Source organism: Ruegeria sp. BG11, from assembly GCF_056538565.1.
Window position 1 is genome coordinate 61,194 of the sequence record NZ_JBQFTH010000010.1, and the last position, 17,422, is coordinate 78,615.

A 17,422-nucleotide genomic window follows, 5' to 3' on the forward strand; every position below is an offset into this window, starting at 1 on the left:
ATCGTTTAGTCGTAGGACCAGATCCCCTGCCCCAGCGCCTCAATGGCGATGGAAATCCGTTCAAAACTATCCGCGGCGCGCTTGACCGAGGTTCGGGCGCGCAGATAGCCGTGGACGAGGCCGGGTTCGTTGATCCACTCGGCGCGCCCTCCGGCAGACTGGATCGCAGCGCAATAATCTGATCCATCGTCCCTGAGAGGGTCGCAATCCGCGGTGATGACAACGGTCGGTGGCAGGTTCGAGAAGTCGGTGTCCCGAAGCGGGGCAAAAGTTGGATCGCCGCTTGGGGCTGGCCCCCCGCATCTAACTGCTTCGTAGAACTTGATATCCTGAAGCGTCAACAACGGCGCATGCGCGTGTTCGATATACGAACCTTTGGACGTATCACCGCCCAGCCCGGGGTAGATCAAGACCTGCCCCAAGATAGTCTCTAGCCGACCCCGCGCGTGATGAGCGACACATGCCGCCAGATTGCCCCCTGCACTGTCACCCGCCAGAATCATCGGGTCGCCAAATTCGTCCGCCGCCCAGTTTGTAGCAGTCCAACAGTCCTGAAACTGGGCCGGATGCACGTTTTCGGGGCACAGGCGATAGTCGACTGCGACAATCCGATATCCGGTCTGTGCGCAAATCTCGGCGCAGACATCATCGTGGCTATCCAGCCCGCCGACGACGAAACCGCCGCCATGGAAATAGACGACGGTTCGTGTCGGTTGACCTGCGGTATAAAGGCGGACCGGCACGCCATTGGCGGACAGGTCCTGCACCGCCACCCCTTCGGGTCGCGGCTGGCGAAAATCCTGACACATCTTGTCATAAACCTTGCGCTGGTCTTCGATTGGCAGATCCACCGCATCGTCAGGATAGCTTTCAGCCGTGCGTCTTATGAACGCCCAAGTTTCCTCATCAATTAGACGTTCATAATCCATGTTCCCTCCCGGTTAGGCTGCCCACTCCCACGGCCGGGTATAAGCGCCCAGCACTTTGCTGACATCGTCCTCGGATGTGCCGTTCGCGTCAAGCTGCGCGACCAGGCCACGCTTCTTGTCGTCGATGACCGAGACGACACGGGCATCAACGCCAGCTTGCTCAAGCGCGCCATTGTAGATCCGGGTGATCGCGTGCTTGCGCAGATCAGGTTTGAACACCTTACCAACCGCGGTCTTGGGCAATTCGGTCAGAATTGTCATGTGCTTGGGCTGAGCCGCGCGCTCATGAACATGGACCTTACAGAACTCCATCAATGCCTCTTCGGTCACCGAAGCTCCCTCCACCAGTTCTACGAATGCGCAAGGCACCTCACCGGAATGGGCGTCCGGCTGACCAATGGCACCTGCGAAGGCCACCGCCTCATGCCCCAACAGGGCCTCTTCGATCTCGGCAGGGTCAATATTGTGGCCGCCACGAATGATCAGGTCCTTGGCACGGCCAGTTATCCAGAGGTACCCGTCCTCGTCAAAGCGCCCCAGATCGCCTGTGCGCAGATACTTGTCGTAGTGGTATAGGTTCTCGTTCTTTTCCGTTTCGGTGTAGGTATTGCCTGCAAAGACACCGGGGTTTGAAACGCAGATTTCGCCAATCTCATCCACCGCGCATTCCTTTGGCCCGTCAGGACTGTCCTGCAGGATTTTGACATCTGTGTAGGGGAAGGGAATCCCGATCGAGCCGATCTTTTTCTCACCATCCACCGGGTTGCACGAGACAAGGCAGGTGGCCTCAGTCAGGCCATAGCCTTCGACGATAGTCACGCCTGTTGCCTCTTCGAACCGCCGGAACAGTTCGACCGGCAGCGGGGCTGAGCCGGAGAACGCCGTTTTCACCGAGGAAATATCAGCATCCACGGGTCGTTGCATCTTGGCCGAGATCGCGGTGGGCACGGTGATGATGAAACTGACCTTCCAACGTTCGATCAGCTTCCAGAAATTGTCGAATACGCCATCGCCGCGATATCCCTGAGGTGTCGGGAAAATCACATGCGCGCCCGAGGACACGGCTGCCATCCAGATCACATGCACGGCAAAGACGTGGAACATCGGCAGCGGGCACATGATGACGTCGTTTTCGTCGAACAACAGCGTATTGCCCAGCCAGCCATTGTAGATCAGGCCCGAATATTTGTGCTGCGCCACCTTCGGCATGCCGGTCGTGCCGCCGGTGTGGAAGTAGCAGGCGACCCGGTCCTCGGTGCTGTCTGCGAAGGTCAGGGTCGTGGGCTGTTTGGCCAATTCCTGATTGAAGTTCTTATAGTCCGCATGCGCGAGCTTTGCCTTGTCGCCCATTTTTGGGCGCAGGAACGGGACGATCCAGGATTTCGGCGGTGTCAGATAGCGGTTCAGGTCAATCTCGAGAACGGTGTTGACCTTGGGCGCATGGCGCACGGCCTCTTCCACCTTCTGCGCCACATCCGTTTTCGGGAAGGACTTGAGCGTGACGACAACCTTAGCGCCAGTCTCGCGCAGAATGGCGGCGATCTGTTCCGGCTCGAGCAGCGGGTTGATCGGGTTCACGATACCGGCCACGGCACCGCCCATCAGGGTCACCAGCGTCTCGTTACAATTTGGCAGGATATAGGCCACCACGTCGTTTTCGCCGATCCCGAGCGAGCGAAACAGATTGGCCGCCTGATTGACCTGCCCCAGAAGGTTGGACCATGTCAGCGTCTCGGCCTTGTCATTCGGACCTGAAAACAGCTGAAAACTGACCGCGTTGTGGTTTGGAAATTTCTCTGCCGTGCGCGATAGCAGCTGGTGGAACGTCACCGGCAGGTCGCGGTCCTCCCATGCCATTTCCTGTTCAATACGCGCTTTGTCTTCCTTGCCAACAAAGGCCATGTGGCTCCTCCCCGTGTTTTATTCTCCCGCGCGCCACACGCGGAGTGATCTTACCTCAGATGGGATCACAACCTTGGCGGCGCAAGCAAGGGCTTAGCGAGGGAAAAGTTGAAAATGTAGAATGACGCTACGGCGAAACGGCGATTGCCGGAGCGTCACTTTATTCCGCAGCGACGCCATCAGTGAACTGAAGACGGGCCAACCGAGCGTAAAGACCCCCTTGCGCCACCAGATCGTCATGCGTGCCCTGGGCGACAATGCGACCGGCCTCCAGCACCACAATGCGGTCCGCCTTTTTCACGGTCGCCAGCCGGTGAGCCACGATCAGGGTTGTGCGCCCGGCACGCATCTGATCCACCGCGCCCTGCACGGCCCGTTCGCTTTCCGCATCCAGCGCCGAGGTCGCCTCGTCCAGCAACAGAACAGGCGCATCACGTAGAATGGCGCGGGCAATGGCGATCCGCTGTTTCTGCCCACCGGATAGCATCACTCCCCGTTCGCCAACGAAACTGTCATAGCCTTCAGGCAGTGCCGCGATGAAGTCATGCGCGGCAGCGGCGCGCGCGGCGGCTTCGACCTCGGCGTCCGAGGCATCCAGACGACCAAAGCGGATATTGTCACGGGCCGAGGCGGCAAAAATCACCGGATCCTGCGGGACCAGCGCCATATGCTGGCGGAAATCTGCCCGGTTCAGGTTTTGCAGATCCATCCCATCCAGCATCACGCGCCCCGAGTTCGGGTCGTAGAACCGCTGGAGCAACTGAACCACCGTTGTTTTTCCCGCGCCCGAGGGACCCACGAAGGCAACCGTCTCGCCGGGATTGACCTGAAGGCTGAGCTTGTCCAGCGCCACCACATCGGGCCGCGCAGGATAGCGGAAGGTGACCTCTTCGAACCTGATCTCTCCGCGCACCGGTTGCGGCAACGGTTTTGCTTGGGACGGGTCGGTCACGGTGTCTTCGGCATTTAGCAGCTCAACCAACCGTTCAGTGGCCCCTGCAGCGCGCTGAAGTTCACTCCAGATCTCGGACAGGGCAGCGACGGACCCGGCCATGATGACCGAGTAGATGACGAACTGGATCAGAACCCCTTCGGTCATGACCCCGTTGCGCACGTCATTGGCCCCCATCCACAGCACTCCAACGATGCCTGAGAAGACCAGAAAAATGACGATGACCGTCAGAATGGCCCGCGTCTGGATACGCCGCAGTGACACGACATAAGAGGTCTCAGTCATGTCGCCGAATTGCTGGCGGCTTGCGCGTTCGTGGGTGAAGGCCTGCACGGTCTGGACCGCCCCCAGCGCCTCGCCCGCGTTGCCCGATGAGGCCGCGATCCAGTCCTGATTCTCGCGACTGATAGCGCGGAGCCTGCGCCCCAGCACCAGAATTGGCACCACAACCACCGGGATCAGCAGCAGAACCAGCGCTGTCAGCTTGGCCGAGGTCAACAGCATCAGCACCAACCCTCCGACAAACATCAGTAGATTGCGCAGGGCAATCGAGACAGATGACCCGATCACCGATTGGATCAGCGTCGTGTCGGTGGTGATCCGGCTGAGGACCTCTCCGGTCATGATGCGTTCGTAGAACTCGGGGCTCATACCGATGACGCGGTCAAAGACGGCCTTGCGGATATCGGCGACAACGCGTTCGCCCAACCTGGTGACAAGCGCGTAGCGGATGCCTGTGCCCACGGCCAGAATACCGGCAATGCCCAGCGCGGCCAGGAAATACCAATCCAGCAGCTCTCCGTCCTGAATGCGGAAGTTGTCCACCACGCGGCGCACGGCCAGGGGCAATGTCAGGGTCATGCCAGCCGTCAGGACCAGCGCCAATGTCGCCCCCAGCATCAACAGGCGATACGGCTTCATAAACGGCCAGAGCGACGCCAAGACGCCCAGCTTTTTCGAGCCTGCTCTTTCTTCGCTAGCGCCCGGCGCGGATGCGGTCGTCGTGCTGGCTGTCTGTCTCGCCATGTGCGGCCCTTGTTTCTTCAATGCAGAGTTGCTGTTTCTTGGCGATACTGACCCGCAGGGTCAAGAAGCCGCGCGCAAAATGCCTAAAGGACCGGGCCATTTGACGCAGAGATGTAGGGCTGAGTTGGAGCGGGTAGACGGAATCGAACCGACATAGCCTGCTTGGAAGGCAGGGGCTTTACCATTAAGCTATACCCGCTCAATGTTTGGGTTGAGTAATCCAAGCATCTGGGGGCGTCAAGAACCGAAATCACGCCGGGGGTGCATTTCCTTGGGGCGGCGGGTCTGTCAGATATCCTCGCCCGGCGGCTCAAGCGCGCCACCCGGTTCCAGCAAGGCGCGCTCAGACAGCCATGGGTTCAGCTCAAGGGCCGCAGTCAGGGCAGAACGGGCCTCATCCAATCTCCGCAGACCCAGCAACGTTAGGGCCCGGCCACTCATGGCCGCGATGTGATTTGGGGATAGCTCTAACGCCCGATCCAGATCAACCAAGGCCGAAGGGAAGTCTTGCCGCAGGAAATTGACGAAAGCACGTTGGTTGTATCCTTCGGCATAGTCAGGGCAGTAGACCACCAATGCGTCCAGCTCCTGCAAAGCGCCCAGAAGATCCGATGCCTCGCGCCGCGCCATGCCACGATCCAACAGCGTCTGAGCGCGCAGATCGGGGGCGTCGGTCCATAACTCCCACATCTGGTTGGAGATCCCACGCGCTTCGGACTGCGACTCGGCCTGCTGAATTTGTTCAATCAGCGCGCCCATCCCTGCCGAATGGTCCGGCGCGGACGGGCAGGATTGCGCAAAAGCGGGAGTTGTGAGCCAAAGGGCAAAGACAGGTGCTATGAACGTGCGGATCATAAACCAAGTGTGACGCACAATCCGCTTTGGTCAAGTTTCGCGGTCGATGCCCCCTAGCAAACCGGTTTCCTTCACCGCCTCCATCGCAACAAAGGTCGAGGTATTGGCCACATGCGGAAGGGATGAGATCTTCTCGGCCAGCACCGCGCGGTATTCTGACATGGACCCGGTGCGGACCTTCAGCAGATAGTCGAAATTCGACGCGATCATATGGGCTTGCTCGATCTCCGCGATCTTGCGGACCGCGGCATTGAACTCGGCCAGCGCTTTTTCCCGCGTGTCAGTCATGCGCACCTCGACAAAGGCCACGTGATCCAGCCCCAATCGGATCGGATCCAACATTGCCCGGTATCCTGTAATCACGCCGTCGGCCTCAAGCCGCTTCAACCGCGCCTGAGTCGGCGATTTCGACAACCCGATCCGTCGCGCCAGATCCGCGACCGAGATGCGCCCGTCTTCGGCCAGAACCTGCAGAATCGCGCGATCAAAGCGGTCGAGGTTCGGAAAGTCCATTTGCATCGCAACACCGTTATAAATCAGTTCATTTGACCTATGTACGCTACAACTCGGTCCGTTGTCCCGGAAAATTGCGTGTACACTAACAAAAACGCCTGGAGGAACCATGTCTCACAGCCTGCGCGCATCCATCGACACCCACACCTATGCCGATCAATCGACCGTTCTGCAGGAATTGACCGACCAGGCCGCCCTGTCCGAGGCGGACCGTCGCGCCATCTGCGACGCGGCGGCCAAGTTGGTCCGCGATATCCGGTCCAGCACATCACCCGGCATGATGGAGGTGTTTCTGGCCGAATACGGCCTGTCCACCGACGAAGGCGTGGCGCTGATGTGTCTGGCCGAGGCGCTGCTGCGAGTACCCGATGCGGATACGATTGATGCGCTGATCGAAGACAAGATCGCGCCCTCGGACTGGGGCAAACATTTGGGACAGTCCTCATCCTCGCTGGTCAACGCCTCGACCTGGGCCTTGATGCTGACCGGCAAGGTATTGGATGAGGGCAAAGCCTCACCTGTCAGCGCCATCCGCGGGGCGATCAAGCGGCTGGGTGAGCCGGTCATCCGCACCGCCGTTGGACGCGCGATGAAGGAAATGGGGCGTCAGTTCGTTCTGGGCGAGACCATTCAATCGGCCATGGATCGCGCCAGCGGGATGGAGGCCAAGGGCTACACCTACTCCTACGACATGCTGGGCGAAGCGGCCCGGACCGAGGCCGACGCCGCCCGCTATCACCTGTCCTATTCGCGCGCCATCGCCGCCATTGCCGAGGCGTGTACCCATGACGACATCCGCGCCAATCCCGGCATCTCGGTCAAGCTGTCCGCCCTGCATCCGCGCTATGAACTGGCGCAAGAGGCGCGGGTCATGGATGAGCTTGTCCCCCGCCTGCGCGCGCTGGCCCTGCTGGCCAAGGCCGCCGGCATGGGCCTGAATGTGGACGCCGAGGAGGCCGACCGGCTGTCCCTGTCCCTGCAAGTCATCGAGGAAGTCATGGCCGAGCCCGCCTTGGCCGGTTGGGATGGGTTCGGCATCGTCGTGCAAGCTTACGGCCCGCGCGCCGGGCTCGTTCTGGATACGCTCTACGAAATGGCCGGACGCCATGATCGCAAGCTGATGGTGCGGCTGGTCAAAGGCGCCTATTGGGACACCGAGATCAAGCGCGCGCAGGTCGAAGGTGCCGATGGTTTCCCGGTCTTTACTAACAAGGCTGCAACGGATGTGTCCTATATCGCTAATGCCCGCAAGCTGCTGGGCATGACCGACCGGATCTATCCGCAATTTGCCACGCACAACGCTCATACCGTCAGCGCCATCCTGCACATGGCCGAGGGGCAGCCATTCGAGTTCCAGCGCCTGCATGGGATGGGCGAAACGCTGCACGGGCTGGTATTGGACAAACACAAAAACCGCTGCCGTATCTACGCGCCGGTCGGGGCGCATCGCGATTTGCTGGCCTATCTGGTCCGGCGTCTGTTGGAGAACGGCGCGAACTCATCCTTCGTGAACCAGATTGTGGATGAGGCCGTGCCTCCCGAAGAGGTCGCCACTGATCCGTTCACCGCAGTTGGGACACCGCCCGCGCCTCTGCCCACCGGGCCAGAGCTGTTTTTGCCCGAGCGCCCCAACTCCAAGGGCTTTGATCTGCACCACACACCGACGCTGGATCAGATCGACGCAGCGCGGGATCGGTTCCAAGCAACTGATTGGCGCGCGGGGCCTTTGCTGTCCGAGGACGCGAAACCCATGGCGGAAGAGCCGGTGATTAACCCGGCCAAACCACAGGACAAGCCCGGCACAGTTGCACCGACCAGCACTGCAGATGTTGAGCTTGCTCTGGCTTCGGCCAGCCCGTGGCAAGCCCCGGCAGAGCAACGTGCCAAAGCTCTGAACGCAGCCGCCGACCTGTATGAGGCCCATTTCGGAGAGCTTTTCGCCCTGCTGGCGCGCGAGGCGGGGAAATCCCTGCCCGATGCCGTTGCCGAGCTGCGCGAAGCGGTGGATTTCCTGCGCTACTACGCGGCGAACATCCCCGATGCCAAACCGGCCGGGGTCTTCACCTGTATCAGCCCGTGGAACTTCCCTCTGGCGATTTTCACCGGACAGATTTCGGCGGCTCTGGCAACCGGCAATGCTGTCCTCGCCAAGCCCGCGCCACAGACGCCTCTGATCGCGCATCGCGCGGTGCAGCTGTTGCACGAGGCCGGAGTTCCCCGCGATGTGTTGCAACTGCTGCCGGGCGGACCAGAGGTCGGGGCCGCGCTGACCTCGGACGCGCGCGTCTCGGGTGTGGCGTTCACTGGGTCAACGGCGACGGCGTTGAAAATCCGGTCGGCCATGGCGCAGAACATGCGGCCCGGCACTCCTCTCATCGCTGAGACAGGTGGTTTGAACGCGATGATCGTGGATAGCACGGCGCTGCCGGAGCAGGCGGTGCAATCCATCATCGAAAGCGCGTTTCAATCGGCTGGTCAGCGTTGCTCGGCCCTGCGCTGCCTCTATCTGCAAGAGGATATCGCCGATGATGTTCTGACCATGCTCAAAGGCGCGATGGACGCGCTGCAGGTGGGCGATCCATGGCTGATCTCAACCGATTGCGGGCCAGTAATTGACGAAGCCGCGCGTCAGGGGATCGCAGATCACGTCGCGAAAGCCCGTGCAGAAGGGCGCGTTCTAAAAGAACTCAACACGCCGCCCGAGGGGACATTCATTGCCCCGACCCTGATCGAAATCGGCAGCATCGCTGATCTGGAACGAGAGATATTCGGCCCGGTTCTGCACGTTGCTCGCTTCAAAGCGCAAGAGATCGATGCGGTGATACACGACATCAACGCCACTGGCTATGGGCTGACCTTCGGCCTGCACACTCGCATCGACGACCGGGTGCAGCATGTGACCGAGGCGATCCACGCGGGCAATGTCTATGTGAACCGCAACCAGATCGGCGCCATCGTGGGATCTCAACCCTTCGGAGGCGAGGGGCTTTCGGGCACTGGTCCCAAAGCGGGTGGGCCGAACTACATGGCCCGGTTCTGCGCTCCGGATCGTCAGAGCACTTCCGAGGTATGGCAGGCAACTGCGGAATTGCCCGCGCCGAAAGGGCAACCGGCCCCGGTTCGAACCCAAACCCTGCCCGGACCTACGGGGGAATCAAACCGGTTGTCTGAATTTGCCCGGCCTCCGCTGTTGTGCCTTGGCCCCGGCGAGACCGCTGCGCGCGCTCAGGCAGATGCGGTTCTGGCTTTGGGTGGGACGGCGATTGAGGCGACGGGCATGCTCGACCTGCATCGTTTGGAAAACCTGACCGGCTTCGCGGGCGTTGTGTGGTGGGGAGACGAGGAAACCGCCCATCAGATCGAACAGCATCTGGCGCGGCGCGACGGAGAGATCCTGCCCTTGATCCCCGGCCTGCCGGATCGTACGCGGGTGCTGGCGGAACGCCATGTCTGCGTCGACACAACAGCAGCGGGCGGCAATGCGGCGCTGTTGGGTGGTGCGGCATAACCTGACCTTGACGCTGGGCGCGGAAAAGCCCAGCGTCGCGCCATGTTTCCGATCCGAGATCACAATCCCTCGGGGCGCACGCCCTATGTTGTCTACGCCCTGATGGCGGCGAATATCCTGATCTTCGTCAGCTATTTCGGGATCATGGATAACGCACTGGTGCTGCAGCAGTTCTATTTCGACTACGCGATCATTCCCGCCCGTAGCGCCGAAGGGCTCGCATTCGAGACCTTCGTGACCTCGATGTTCCTGCATGGCGGCTGGATGCATCTGGCGGGCAACATGCTGTTTCTTTGGATTTTCGGTGATAATCTGGAAGACGAAATGGGCCACTTGCCCTTTCTGCTGTTCTACATTGTCGCCGGGATCGGAGCCGGACTGATCCATGTGATCACCGCACCCGACTCGGTGGTGCCCACAATCGGCGCATCCGGGGCGATTGCTGGCGTGATGGGCGGGTACCTACTGCTTTTCCCCAAAGCCCGCGTGGATATTCTGCTGGTCCTAATCGTCTATTTCCGGGTCTTTAGCATCCCAGCCTTCGTGATGCTCGGGGTTTGGCTGGCCCTGCAGTTTTTCGGCAGTCTTTCCAGCAACCCCGACGAAGGCGGCGTCGCCTATTGGGCACATACCGGTGGGTTCGTCGTGGGGCTGATCCTGTGCATCCCGCTCTGGCTGAAACGCGGAGGGCCAGCGTACTGGGACCGCACGCACGGCCATCCGCCTCACCCCGAGACGAAATACAAGCTGTCGCAATCACGGATTCCACGCGTGCCGCGCAGGTAAAAGCGTTTAGCCCCGAATTACCTTGGCAAAGCCGTCAAAGATTGGCTCGTTGGCGCAAATGACCTCGCCATCTTCCAGAATGCTGCCTTCGGGGTTCAAGGGCTGAACCAGACCACCGGCCTCTTTCACGATGATGATCCCGGCGGCCAAGTCCCACGCGTTCAAGCGGCGTTCCCAAAAGCCCTCGTAGCGACCAGCCGCCACATAAGCCATGTCGAGCGCGGCTGCGCCCCAGCGGCGCACGCCGGCACATGTGGGCATCAAACGCGCCAGATCCTGCAGCGTGGCAGGCAGATCCGATCGACCACCGAAAGGCAAACCGGTCGAGAAAACAGACTCGATCATGCGGTGACGGCCCGAGACGCGGATGCGCATATCGTTCATCCAGGCGCCTTCGCCTTTTTCGGCAAAGAACATCTCGTCCTTGGCGGCGTCGTAGATCACACCGGCGACGATCTTGCCTTTGTGTTCCAGCGCGATCGAGATCGCCCAGTGCGGCAACCCGTGCAAGAAGTTGGTTGTGCCATCCAGCGGATCGACGATCCAACGGCGGGTCGGGTCCTCGCCGTCAATCGCACCGCCCTCTTCGGCCAGCCAGCCATAGGTCGGACGCGCGCCCAGCAGTTCCTCTTTCAGGATGGCTTCAGCGGCGATATCGGCCTTGGACACGAAATCGCCCGCGCCTTTCATCGACACCTGCAGGTTCTCGACTTCACGGAAATCCTTGACCAGAGACCGCCCCGCCTTGCGCGCGGCTTTGATCATGATGTTGAGATTTGCACTGCCAACCATTGTGAAAAGGCTCCTGTCCGGTCAAACCGCGCGTATACTGATGCAATGCGCCCTTGCCAAGAGGAATGATGCGCATAGCAGACCTTAGCGAAACGCCGTTACTGCGCCTGCAACTTCCGCGCCTCGTCTCGCGCCAGTTTGACCAGCTCTTGGACAAAGGGTTTTTCCAGATCCTCAGTGCGGACAGCGGCATAGAGACGACGTGTAATCCCTTCTTTTGTCAGCGGGCGGGTGACGTAGTCTGAGTTGTATTTGACCTCGCGCACGACCCAATCCGGCAGGACAGAAATCCCCCGATTTGAGGCGACAAGCAGCAGGATCACGGCTGTCAGTTCGACCTGACGGATGCTAGCCGGTTCAACCCGCGCCGGTATCAGCAACTGGCTGAACACGTCCAACCGCGTGCGCTCGACGGGATAGGTGATCAGGGTCTGACCGCGAAAATCCTCGGCCTCGATGAAGTCTTTCTCGGCCAGCGGGTGGGAAGATGCCGCGACGAATACCGGGTTATAGTCGAACAATTCCACGAACTCGACACCCGGCAGGTCTTCGGGGTCGGAGGATACGACCAGATCAACCTCTTCCTTTTGCAAGGCAGGCAGCGCGTCAAAGGCCAAACCGGGGCGTATATCCACGTCTACATCGCCCCAGGACTTGCGGAAGGCCTCCAACACTGGAAATAGCCATTCGAAACAGGCGTGGCATTCAATCGCAATATGCATCCGACCCGTGCGGCCATCGCGCAGGGATGAGAACTCATGCTGCGCGGCCTCGACCTGAGGCAGAATCTGCTCGGCCAGCCGCAACAGACGCAGACCCGCCGCCGACAGCTTCATCGGCTTGGACCGACGCAGGAACAATTCGACCCCGGCTTGATCCTCCAGCCCCTTTATCTGGTGGCTCAGCGCCGATTGGGTGATGTTCAGCTGATCGGCCGCACGTGCAAGGCCGCCACAGTCATGGATCGCCTTGATGGTGCGCAGGTGCCGGAATTCGATGTGCATTTGAAGTAAAGCTCATGTTGTTCTTGAGGAATATGAGTTTGTCTCACAATGCGTGTCATGCGACAAGACCCTCAGTTGATCCTGAGAGGCTGCGATGACCAAACCTGAAATCTCATTCGAGTTTTTTCCACCCAAAACGCTGGAGGCCTCATTCCGGCTGTGGGATACGGTGCAGACGCTGGCCCCTCTGGAGCCCCGGTTCGTTTCGGTCACCTATGGCGCGGGCGGCACCACGCGCGAGCTAACGCGCGATGCCGTGGCGACTTTGCACAAGTCATCGGGCCTGCCGGTTGCGGCGCATTTGACCTGCGTCGATGCCTCGCGTCAGGAAACGCTGGATATTGCAGACACTTTCGCCCGTGCCGGTGTAGAGAACATCGTCGCATTGCGAGGCGATCCGCCAAAGGGTCAGGACAGGTTTGTCCCTCACCCCGAAGGTTTTGCCAACTCTGTTGAACTGATTGAGGCCCTCGCAGAAACTGAGATGTTCAGCATTCGCGTTGGCGCTTATCCCGACATTCACCCCGAAGCACGGGATACGCGGGCCGATATCGACTGGCTAAAGGCCAAGCTGGACGCGGGCGCCGATGAGGCACTGACGCAGTTCTTCTTCGAGGCCGAGACCTTCTTCCGGTTCCGCGACGCCTGCGAAAAAGCCGGGATCGACAAGCCGATCGTGCCGGGCATCCTGCCGATCGAAAACTGGAAAGGCGCGCGCGCCTTTGCCCAGCGCTGCGGTACACGGATACCCGATTGGGTCGATCACGCCTTTGAAAAAGCTATCCGCGATGACCGCGAGGATCTGCTGGCCACGGCCCTTTGCACCGAGCTTTGTTCGGACCTGCTGGAGGGCGGTGTGGACAAGCTGCACTTCTACACCCTGAACCGGCCCGAGCTGACCCGCGACGTGTGCTTCGCCCTTGGGATCACCCCGAAAGCCGAACTGCAAAACGTCGCCTGATCCCTCTCAACAAAGCCCAAATGCCCGCGCCATCCGAAAGCGCGGGCATTTTGCTTTGCCGCTGGAACAATGTCTGCACGGCCAGATCATTGTCCCCCGCAACTCGTTCAATCTTGAGAAGAATTTGACAAAATCGTGACCGTGCTCAAACTGGTCTTGTGTACGTTAATGAGTGTTTTTGAGTATGAAACCTGTCGATAAGATCGCAGCGCGAAACAGCGCGCTGGCGGACCTTGGGCTGTCCCCCTCTGCCAGTTCCGACGAAATCCGCGAAGCTTGGCGTAATATTGCCTTCCGGGCGCATCCCGACCATATGCCAGGGGATTGCGAAGACTTCTCTCGCGCTAAGACTGCCTATGATTTTCTGCGCAAACAAGGGTTGGGCGCAAAAGGCGCATCGGGTCCGCAGATGCCGAAACGGCCACGCCTCAAAAAACGTGTGATCGAGTTGCCGTCCGAAGATATTGCCGCCTGCAAATCCATGCTGAACCCGACGCAAGCACTGCCGCATATGGCGGGTTCGCCATCGCCTCGGGACGCAGATGTCGAACCGGCCACATCAGACCATGTGCCCGATGCCGTCGGATGCTATGGCCGCCACCTGACCTTTTTCGTGGCAACGCCAGTCACCGAAGGAGCGAACCGCATCGCCCTTCCGACCTCGTTGCTGAGCAACAGACGGAATGTCGAGACCGAGATTCTGAGCTTCAAATCCAACAACGCCGGCCCGGGCGAGGTGGTGATTCCTGACATCATTTGCGAACGCAAATTTCCGGGGGCAAAGAGTGTTCGTATTCGGTTCGAAGCCAATCAGGACATGATCGACAAATTCTGGCTGGCTGGATAGTCAGCCAGAAAAAGCCCGGCTCAGTGGAGGGGAGCCGGGCTGGATTTTCTTCACGACTGTGTCTGCGCGATCAGTTGCTGACAGGACCTTCCGAAGTGAATTTCGGGATCACGCTGGTCGATGCGTCTGCGCTTTCGATACCGGGCCAGTTGCCTTCGGCCAGGTTGATGTTGCCGGGAATGTCCTCTTCGAAGAAGCCCACAACAACGTCGGTGATGTTCAGGTACAGCTTGTCATCAACGATGCGCCACAGGTTCGGGTTTGCCGGTACCTTGCCGCCTTTTGAGACGCCATAGGCGCAGTGCCCGTCATACTGAGGCGCGTAGTAGGCCGGGTTCGCAAGGAACTTGTCGCGGTTTTCTTCCGATGCAAAGGCCCAGGTTGCGCCATTGTATTCCGCCGTGATGTCGGCATTGCCGCGTACACCTTCTGGCTGCGACGTCCCCACCGGTGCCTGATCAAGTCCGCGATAGGCGACAACATCATAGCCAGAGACCGCGAATCCGGTTCCGTCGACATATTGGGGGCCTGCAAAAGCCGGAATTGCCAGAGCCATGGCCGCAGCAAAAGACAGGGCAAAACGTTTCATGTGGTCATTCCTTTTTCGTGTATCGGGGGTGCCGTTTGGCTGACACGACAAACAATAAGCGATTCTGGGGCGCTTCGTAGGGCCGCTCGCGCCGGTGTGACCATCAACGAGATTTCGTGAGAGAATTATTACAGTTTCCCGCGTCAAGCGGGGTTGGACTCGGGGATTTGCAACATTAGCTGTTAGCGCATCGGCTTTGCAGCCCTGCGATTGGCAAGAAAGGCATCAGATGAGCGTTCAATCCACTTACACTCCCCCTAAAGTCTGGACCTGGGATAGCGAAAGCGGCGGACGCTTCGCCAATATCAACCGCCCCATCGCCGGAGCAACCCATGACAAGGACTTGCCCATCGGCCGCCACCCCATGCAGCTCTATTCGTTGGCCACACCGAATGGCGTCAAAGTGACAGTCATGCTCGAGGAGCTTTTGGCGCTGGGTCACGAAGAAGCCGAATACAATGCGTGGCTGATCAATATCGGCGAAGGGGACCAGTTCAGCTCGGGTTTTGTCGAGGCGAACCCGAACTCGAAAATCCCGGCGCTCTGGGATCGGTCGGGAGATGAACCAGTGCGTGTGTTCGAAAGCGCCTCGATCTTGTTCCATCTCGCTGAAAAGTTCGGAGCGTTCCTGCCCGCGTCAGGCCCTGAGCGGACCGAAGTTATGAATTGGGTGTTCTGGCAGATGGGCAGCGCGCCGTATCTGGGCGGCGGATTCGGCCATTTCTACGCTTATGCGCCCGAGAAATGGGAGTACCCGATCAACCGCTTCGCCATGGAGGCCAAGCGCCAACTGGACGTGCTGGACCGTCAACTGGCCGAAAACACCTTTATCGCAGGCGAGGATTACTCGATCGCGGATATGGCAATCTGGCCCTGGTATGGGCAGCTGGTTCTTGGGCGTCTTTATGATGCTGCCGAGTTCCTCGATGTGGAATCCTATGAAAACGTCATGCGTTGGGCCAAGGCGATTGACGCGCGTCCGGCCGTAAAGCGGGGCCGCATGGTCAACCGCGCGTTTGGCGAGCCGCACACACAGCTTCATGAACGTCATGAGGCCAGCGACTTCGAAACCCGCACGCAGGACAAGCTGGAAGCAGCGGCGGACTAAATCTCTTCGAGTTTCGTTGGAGACGCACCAATACCTTTGGCGCGGTGCAAAAAAGTGCACCGCGCATTGTTATTTCAGGATCGGCGGGTTCTCGGGATCGCTACCGGGCACAGGCCGGGTCAAGTCTCGCGCTTCGGGCTGCGGCAGGTCGAACCGCAAACCAACCTTCGCCAAAGACGCGGCAGCGGGGGATTCAGGAGCAAAGAAGCCAACATCCATCGCGCCAGCTTCGATCCCCGAAAAGGTCAGCGCCTCGGATGCAGCCTTAGCCAGCGCCGATTGCGCCCCGTCCAAAGCCCCGACAAAGCCAAGCAAGTGGCCCGAAGCCCCGGTTTCGGATTTTGTTCCGACCAGATAAGCCGCCTGCGCCAGACCAACCGCAGTCGACAGCTTTGTATCCAACGCTCGCAACAAGGTTTCCGGTAGGCCCGTCGGAGGCAAAAACTCGGCCAGTTTCTCTTCGACCTCATCCGGCGCATGTTCCAGCGTTGTCGCCAGCCAGCCCAGCGCCTCGGACGGGATCAGCATCGAGGATGGCGCGACCTCTAGGTTCAGGCCCAGACCGATCCCCTGCCCCGCCAGCATCGAAGACAGGATACGCCCGGAAAGCGCCGCGTATGGAACCGGACGTCCGGCAAACTGCGCCAACCGATCCTCGCGATCAAACGCCAGTACGAAACGGCCATCGGCCACGTCGAACAGCTCGGGTGAGATATTCTCGCCCTGCGCCTCTTCGGTCAGCATCAGGAACAGTTCGCTATCGGCCAGCCGCTCAAAAAAGCGGAGCCGGGCGGCATCGTCCTGCGGGGCGGCTTCCATCGCGGTTTGCGCTGTGTCCAGCGCCGTTGCTTCAGTCATACAGAACCTCTTGCACCCGAGCCCGCAAGGCCGGCAGCAGGTCGGTCTCGAACCACGGGTTTTTCTTGATCCATGCCGTATTGCGCCAGGACGGATGAGGCAAGGCAAAGATGTGCGGCGCGTGGTCCCGCCAATTGCGGACCGTCTCAGTGACTGAACTGCGCACCCCAAGATGGTACTTATGTGCGTGCCCCCCGACCAACACCGTCAGAGGAACCGGCCCAAGCGCCTGAACGACCCGGTCATGCCAGGTTTTACGGCACAAGGCGGGAGGCGGCAGATCCGCTTTTCGCTCGTCATATCCAGGAAAGCAAAACGCCATGGGCACAATGGAAAGACGATCCCGATTGTAAAACATCCCCTCGTCGATCCCCAACCAATCCCGCAAGCGATCCCCCGACGGGTCTGTAAAAGGCCGCCGCGACTCATATACCCGCGCGCCCGGAGCCTGCCCTGCAACCAGGATCGGAGTGCCAGCGCGGAACCAGACGACAGGACGCGGCGCGTGCTGCGTCGCGGTTTGCGCGAACGCATCCGCACACAGCCGACAGGCCGAGATTTCCTTTTGCAGATCACTCATAGCCGATTTCTTGCCCCGAAATCGTGAGAATCAAAGGATGATAGCCACCCTCGAACTTGCCGCCAAAACATCTTTTCGTGTCGATGTTTGCCACGATGTGATCTGCACTTTGCGAAGGTGCATTGATCATTTGTTTTATAATTCGACATAATGTAGCCAACATGAAACGATAGACTTCGCATCCAAACGCTCACCAAAAAGAGCGATCAAAC

Annotated in this window: 15 protein-coding genes and 1 tRNA gene; 5 read left to right on the forward strand and 11 right to left on the reverse strand. The window is 59.9% G+C overall.

What is annotated here, in order from left to right:
* Positions 1 to 5: 5 nt before the first annotated feature.
* The 6 genes from ACR0JF_RS16450 to ACR0JF_RS16475 all read right to left on the reverse strand — a co-directional run bounded on the left by ACR0JF_RS16450 (position 6) and on the right by ACR0JF_RS16475 (position 6,183).
* Positions 6 to 929, reverse strand: a complete 924-nt coding sequence (locus ACR0JF_RS16450; protein ID WP_170662136.1) for an alpha/beta hydrolase — start codon at positions 927 to 929, stop codon at positions 6 to 8.
* A 12-nt stretch (positions 930 to 941) separates the two neighbouring features.
* A complete protein-coding gene (locus ACR0JF_RS16455; RefSeq protein WP_170662138.1) occupies positions 942 to 2,831 on the reverse strand; it encodes an acyl-CoA synthetase in 1,890 nt (629 codons plus the stop codon).
* Between the two features lie 160 nt (positions 2,832 to 2,991).
* Positions 2,992 to 4,809 (reverse strand): ABC transporter transmembrane domain-containing protein, encoded by a 1,818-nt coding sequence (locus tag ACR0JF_RS16460; protein WP_170662140.1) that lies wholly within the window; start codon positions 4,807 to 4,809, stop codon positions 2,992 to 2,994.
* 125 nt (positions 4,810 to 4,934) lie between these two features.
* A tRNA-Gly gene (locus ACR0JF_RS16465) sits at positions 4,935 to 5,008 on the reverse strand.
* Positions 5,009 to 5,097: 89 nt separating this feature from the next.
* Positions 5,098 to 5,664 (reverse strand): tetratricopeptide repeat protein, encoded by a 567-nt coding sequence (locus ACR0JF_RS16470; protein WP_170662142.1) that lies wholly within the window; start codon positions 5,662 to 5,664, stop codon positions 5,098 to 5,100.
* A 30-nt stretch (positions 5,665 to 5,694) separates the two neighbouring features.
* A complete protein-coding gene (locus tag ACR0JF_RS16475; RefSeq protein ID WP_170662144.1) occupies positions 5,695 to 6,183 on the reverse strand; it encodes an Lrp/AsnC ligand binding domain-containing protein in 489 nt (162 codons plus the stop codon).
* Between the two features lie 103 nt (positions 6,184 to 6,286).
* Here ACR0JF_RS16475 and putA point away from each other — a divergent pair, with 103 nt between their 5' ends.
* Together putA and ACR0JF_RS16485 are read left to right on the forward strand one after the other, a co-directional pair.
* The gene (gene putA, locus ACR0JF_RS16480; protein ID WP_170662146.1) at positions 6,287 to 9,685 is read left to right on the forward strand and encodes a bifunctional proline dehydrogenase/L-glutamate gamma-semialdehyde dehydrogenase PutA; all 3,399 of its coding nucleotides are present in this window, start codon (positions 6,287 to 6,289) and stop codon (positions 9,683 to 9,685) included.
* A gap of 42 nt (positions 9,686 to 9,727) precedes the next feature.
* A complete protein-coding gene (locus ACR0JF_RS16485; RefSeq protein ID WP_170662148.1) occupies positions 9,728 to 10,471 on the forward strand; it encodes a rhomboid family intramembrane serine protease in 744 nt (247 codons plus the stop codon).
* 6 nt (positions 10,472 to 10,477) lie between these two features.
* Here the strand turns inward: ACR0JF_RS16485 and ACR0JF_RS16490 are convergent, their stop codons facing one another.
* Entirely contained in the window at positions 10,478 to 11,263 is a 786-nt protein-coding gene (locus tag ACR0JF_RS16490; protein ID WP_170468209.1) for an inositol monophosphatase family protein, read from the reverse strand.
* 98 nt (positions 11,264 to 11,361) lie between these two features.
* Positions 11,362 to 12,267 (reverse strand): LysR family transcriptional regulator, encoded by a 906-nt coding sequence (locus ACR0JF_RS16495; protein ID WP_170637398.1) that lies wholly within the window; start codon positions 12,265 to 12,267, stop codon positions 11,362 to 11,364.
* A 94-nt stretch (positions 12,268 to 12,361) separates the two neighbouring features.
* On the opposite strand from ACR0JF_RS16495, the gene metF reads away from it, so the two are divergent.
* Entirely contained in the window at positions 12,362 to 13,228 is an 867-nt protein-coding gene (gene metF, locus ACR0JF_RS16500; RefSeq protein ID WP_170374773.1) for a methylenetetrahydrofolate reductase [NAD(P)H], read from the forward strand.
* A gap of 184 nt (positions 13,229 to 13,412) precedes the next feature.
* Positions 13,413 to 14,075, forward strand: a complete 663-nt coding sequence (locus ACR0JF_RS16505; RefSeq protein ID WP_170662149.1) for a J domain-containing protein — start codon at positions 13,413 to 13,415, stop codon at positions 14,073 to 14,075.
* Between the two features lie 70 nt (positions 14,076 to 14,145).
* Here the strand turns inward: ACR0JF_RS16505 and ACR0JF_RS16510 are convergent, their stop codons facing one another.
* The gene (locus ACR0JF_RS16510) at positions 14,146 to 14,664 is read right to left on the reverse strand and encodes a YHS domain-containing (seleno)protein (RefSeq protein WP_170662151.1); all 519 of its coding nucleotides are present in this window, start codon (positions 14,662 to 14,664) and stop codon (positions 14,146 to 14,148) included.
* Between the two features lie 229 nt (positions 14,665 to 14,893).
* Between ACR0JF_RS16510 and yghU the strand changes: the two genes are divergently transcribed.
* Positions 14,894 to 15,772, forward strand: a complete 879-nt coding sequence (gene yghU, locus ACR0JF_RS16515) for a glutathione-dependent disulfide-bond oxidoreductase (RefSeq protein ID WP_170662153.1) — start codon at positions 14,894 to 14,896, stop codon at positions 15,770 to 15,772.
* A 69-nt stretch (positions 15,773 to 15,841) separates the two neighbouring features.
* On the opposite strand, the gene ACR0JF_RS16520 is transcribed toward yghU, so the two are convergent.
* Positions 15,842 to 16,630 carry an SseB family protein gene (locus ACR0JF_RS16520; RefSeq protein ID WP_170662155.1) on the reverse strand — a complete coding sequence of 263 codons (789 nt, stop codon included), beginning with the start codon at positions 16,628 to 16,630 and terminating at the stop codon, positions 15,842 to 15,844.
* A complete protein-coding gene (locus ACR0JF_RS16525; RefSeq protein WP_170662157.1) occupies positions 16,623 to 17,210 on the reverse strand; it encodes a uracil-DNA glycosylase family protein in 588 nt (195 codons plus the stop codon). Before ACR0JF_RS16525 ends, ACR0JF_RS16520 begins: the two co-directional genes overlap by 8 nt.
* Positions 17,211 to 17,422: the final 212 nt, after the last annotated feature.

Excerpts from the sequence above, each read along its gene's own strand:
- ACR0JF_RS16495 (WP_170637398.1), bottom strand. The coding sequence starts at position 12,267 with ATGCACATCGAATTCCGGCACCTGCGCACCATCAAGGCGATCCATGAC.
- yghU (WP_170662153.1), top strand. The coding sequence starts at position 14,894 with ATGAGCGTTCAATCCACTTACACTCCCCCTAAAGTCTGGACCTGGGAT.
- ACR0JF_RS16510 (WP_170662151.1), bottom strand. The coding sequence starts at position 14,664 with ATGAAACGTTTTGCCCTGTCTTTTGCTGCGGCCATGGCTCTGGCAATT.
- ACR0JF_RS16485 (WP_170662148.1), top strand. The coding sequence starts at position 9,728 with ATGTTTCCGATCCGAGATCACAATCCCTCGGGGCGCACGCCCTATGTT.
- ACR0JF_RS16475 (WP_170662144.1), bottom strand. The coding sequence starts at position 6,183 with ATGCAAATGGACTTTCCGAACCTCGACCGCTTTGATCGCGCGATTCTG.
- ACR0JF_RS16490 (WP_170468209.1), bottom strand. The coding sequence starts at position 11,263 with ATGGTTGGCAGTGCAAATCTCAACATCATGATCAAAGCCGCGCGCAAG.
- ACR0JF_RS16525 (WP_170662157.1), bottom strand. The coding sequence starts at position 17,210 with ATGAGTGATCTGCAAAAGGAAATCTCGGCCTGTCGGCTGTGTGCGGAT.
- ACR0JF_RS16470 (WP_170662142.1), bottom strand. The coding sequence starts at position 5,664 with ATGATCCGCACGTTCATAGCACCTGTCTTTGCCCTTTGGCTCACAACT.
- metF (WP_170374773.1), top strand. The coding sequence starts at position 12,362 with ATGACCAAACCTGAAATCTCATTCGAGTTTTTTCCACCCAAAACGCTG.
- ACR0JF_RS16460 (WP_170662140.1), bottom strand. The coding sequence starts at position 4,809 with ATGGCGAGACAGACAGCCAGCACGACGACCGCATCCGCGCCGGGCGCT.
- ACR0JF_RS16455 (WP_170662138.1), bottom strand. The coding sequence starts at position 2,831 with ATGGCCTTTGTTGGCAAGGAAGACAAAGCGCGTATTGAACAGGAAATG.
- ACR0JF_RS16505 (WP_170662149.1), top strand. The coding sequence starts at position 13,413 with ATGAAACCTGTCGATAAGATCGCAGCGCGAAACAGCGCGCTGGCGGAC.
- ACR0JF_RS16520 (WP_170662155.1), bottom strand. The coding sequence starts at position 16,630 with ATGACTGAAGCAACGGCGCTGGACACAGCGCAAACCGCGATGGAAGCC.
- ACR0JF_RS16450 (WP_170662136.1), bottom strand. The coding sequence starts at position 929 with ATGGATTATGAACGTCTAATTGATGAGGAAACTTGGGCGTTCATAAGA.
- putA (WP_170662146.1), top strand. The coding sequence starts at position 6,287 with ATGTCTCACAGCCTGCGCGCATCCATCGACACCCACACCTATGCCGAT.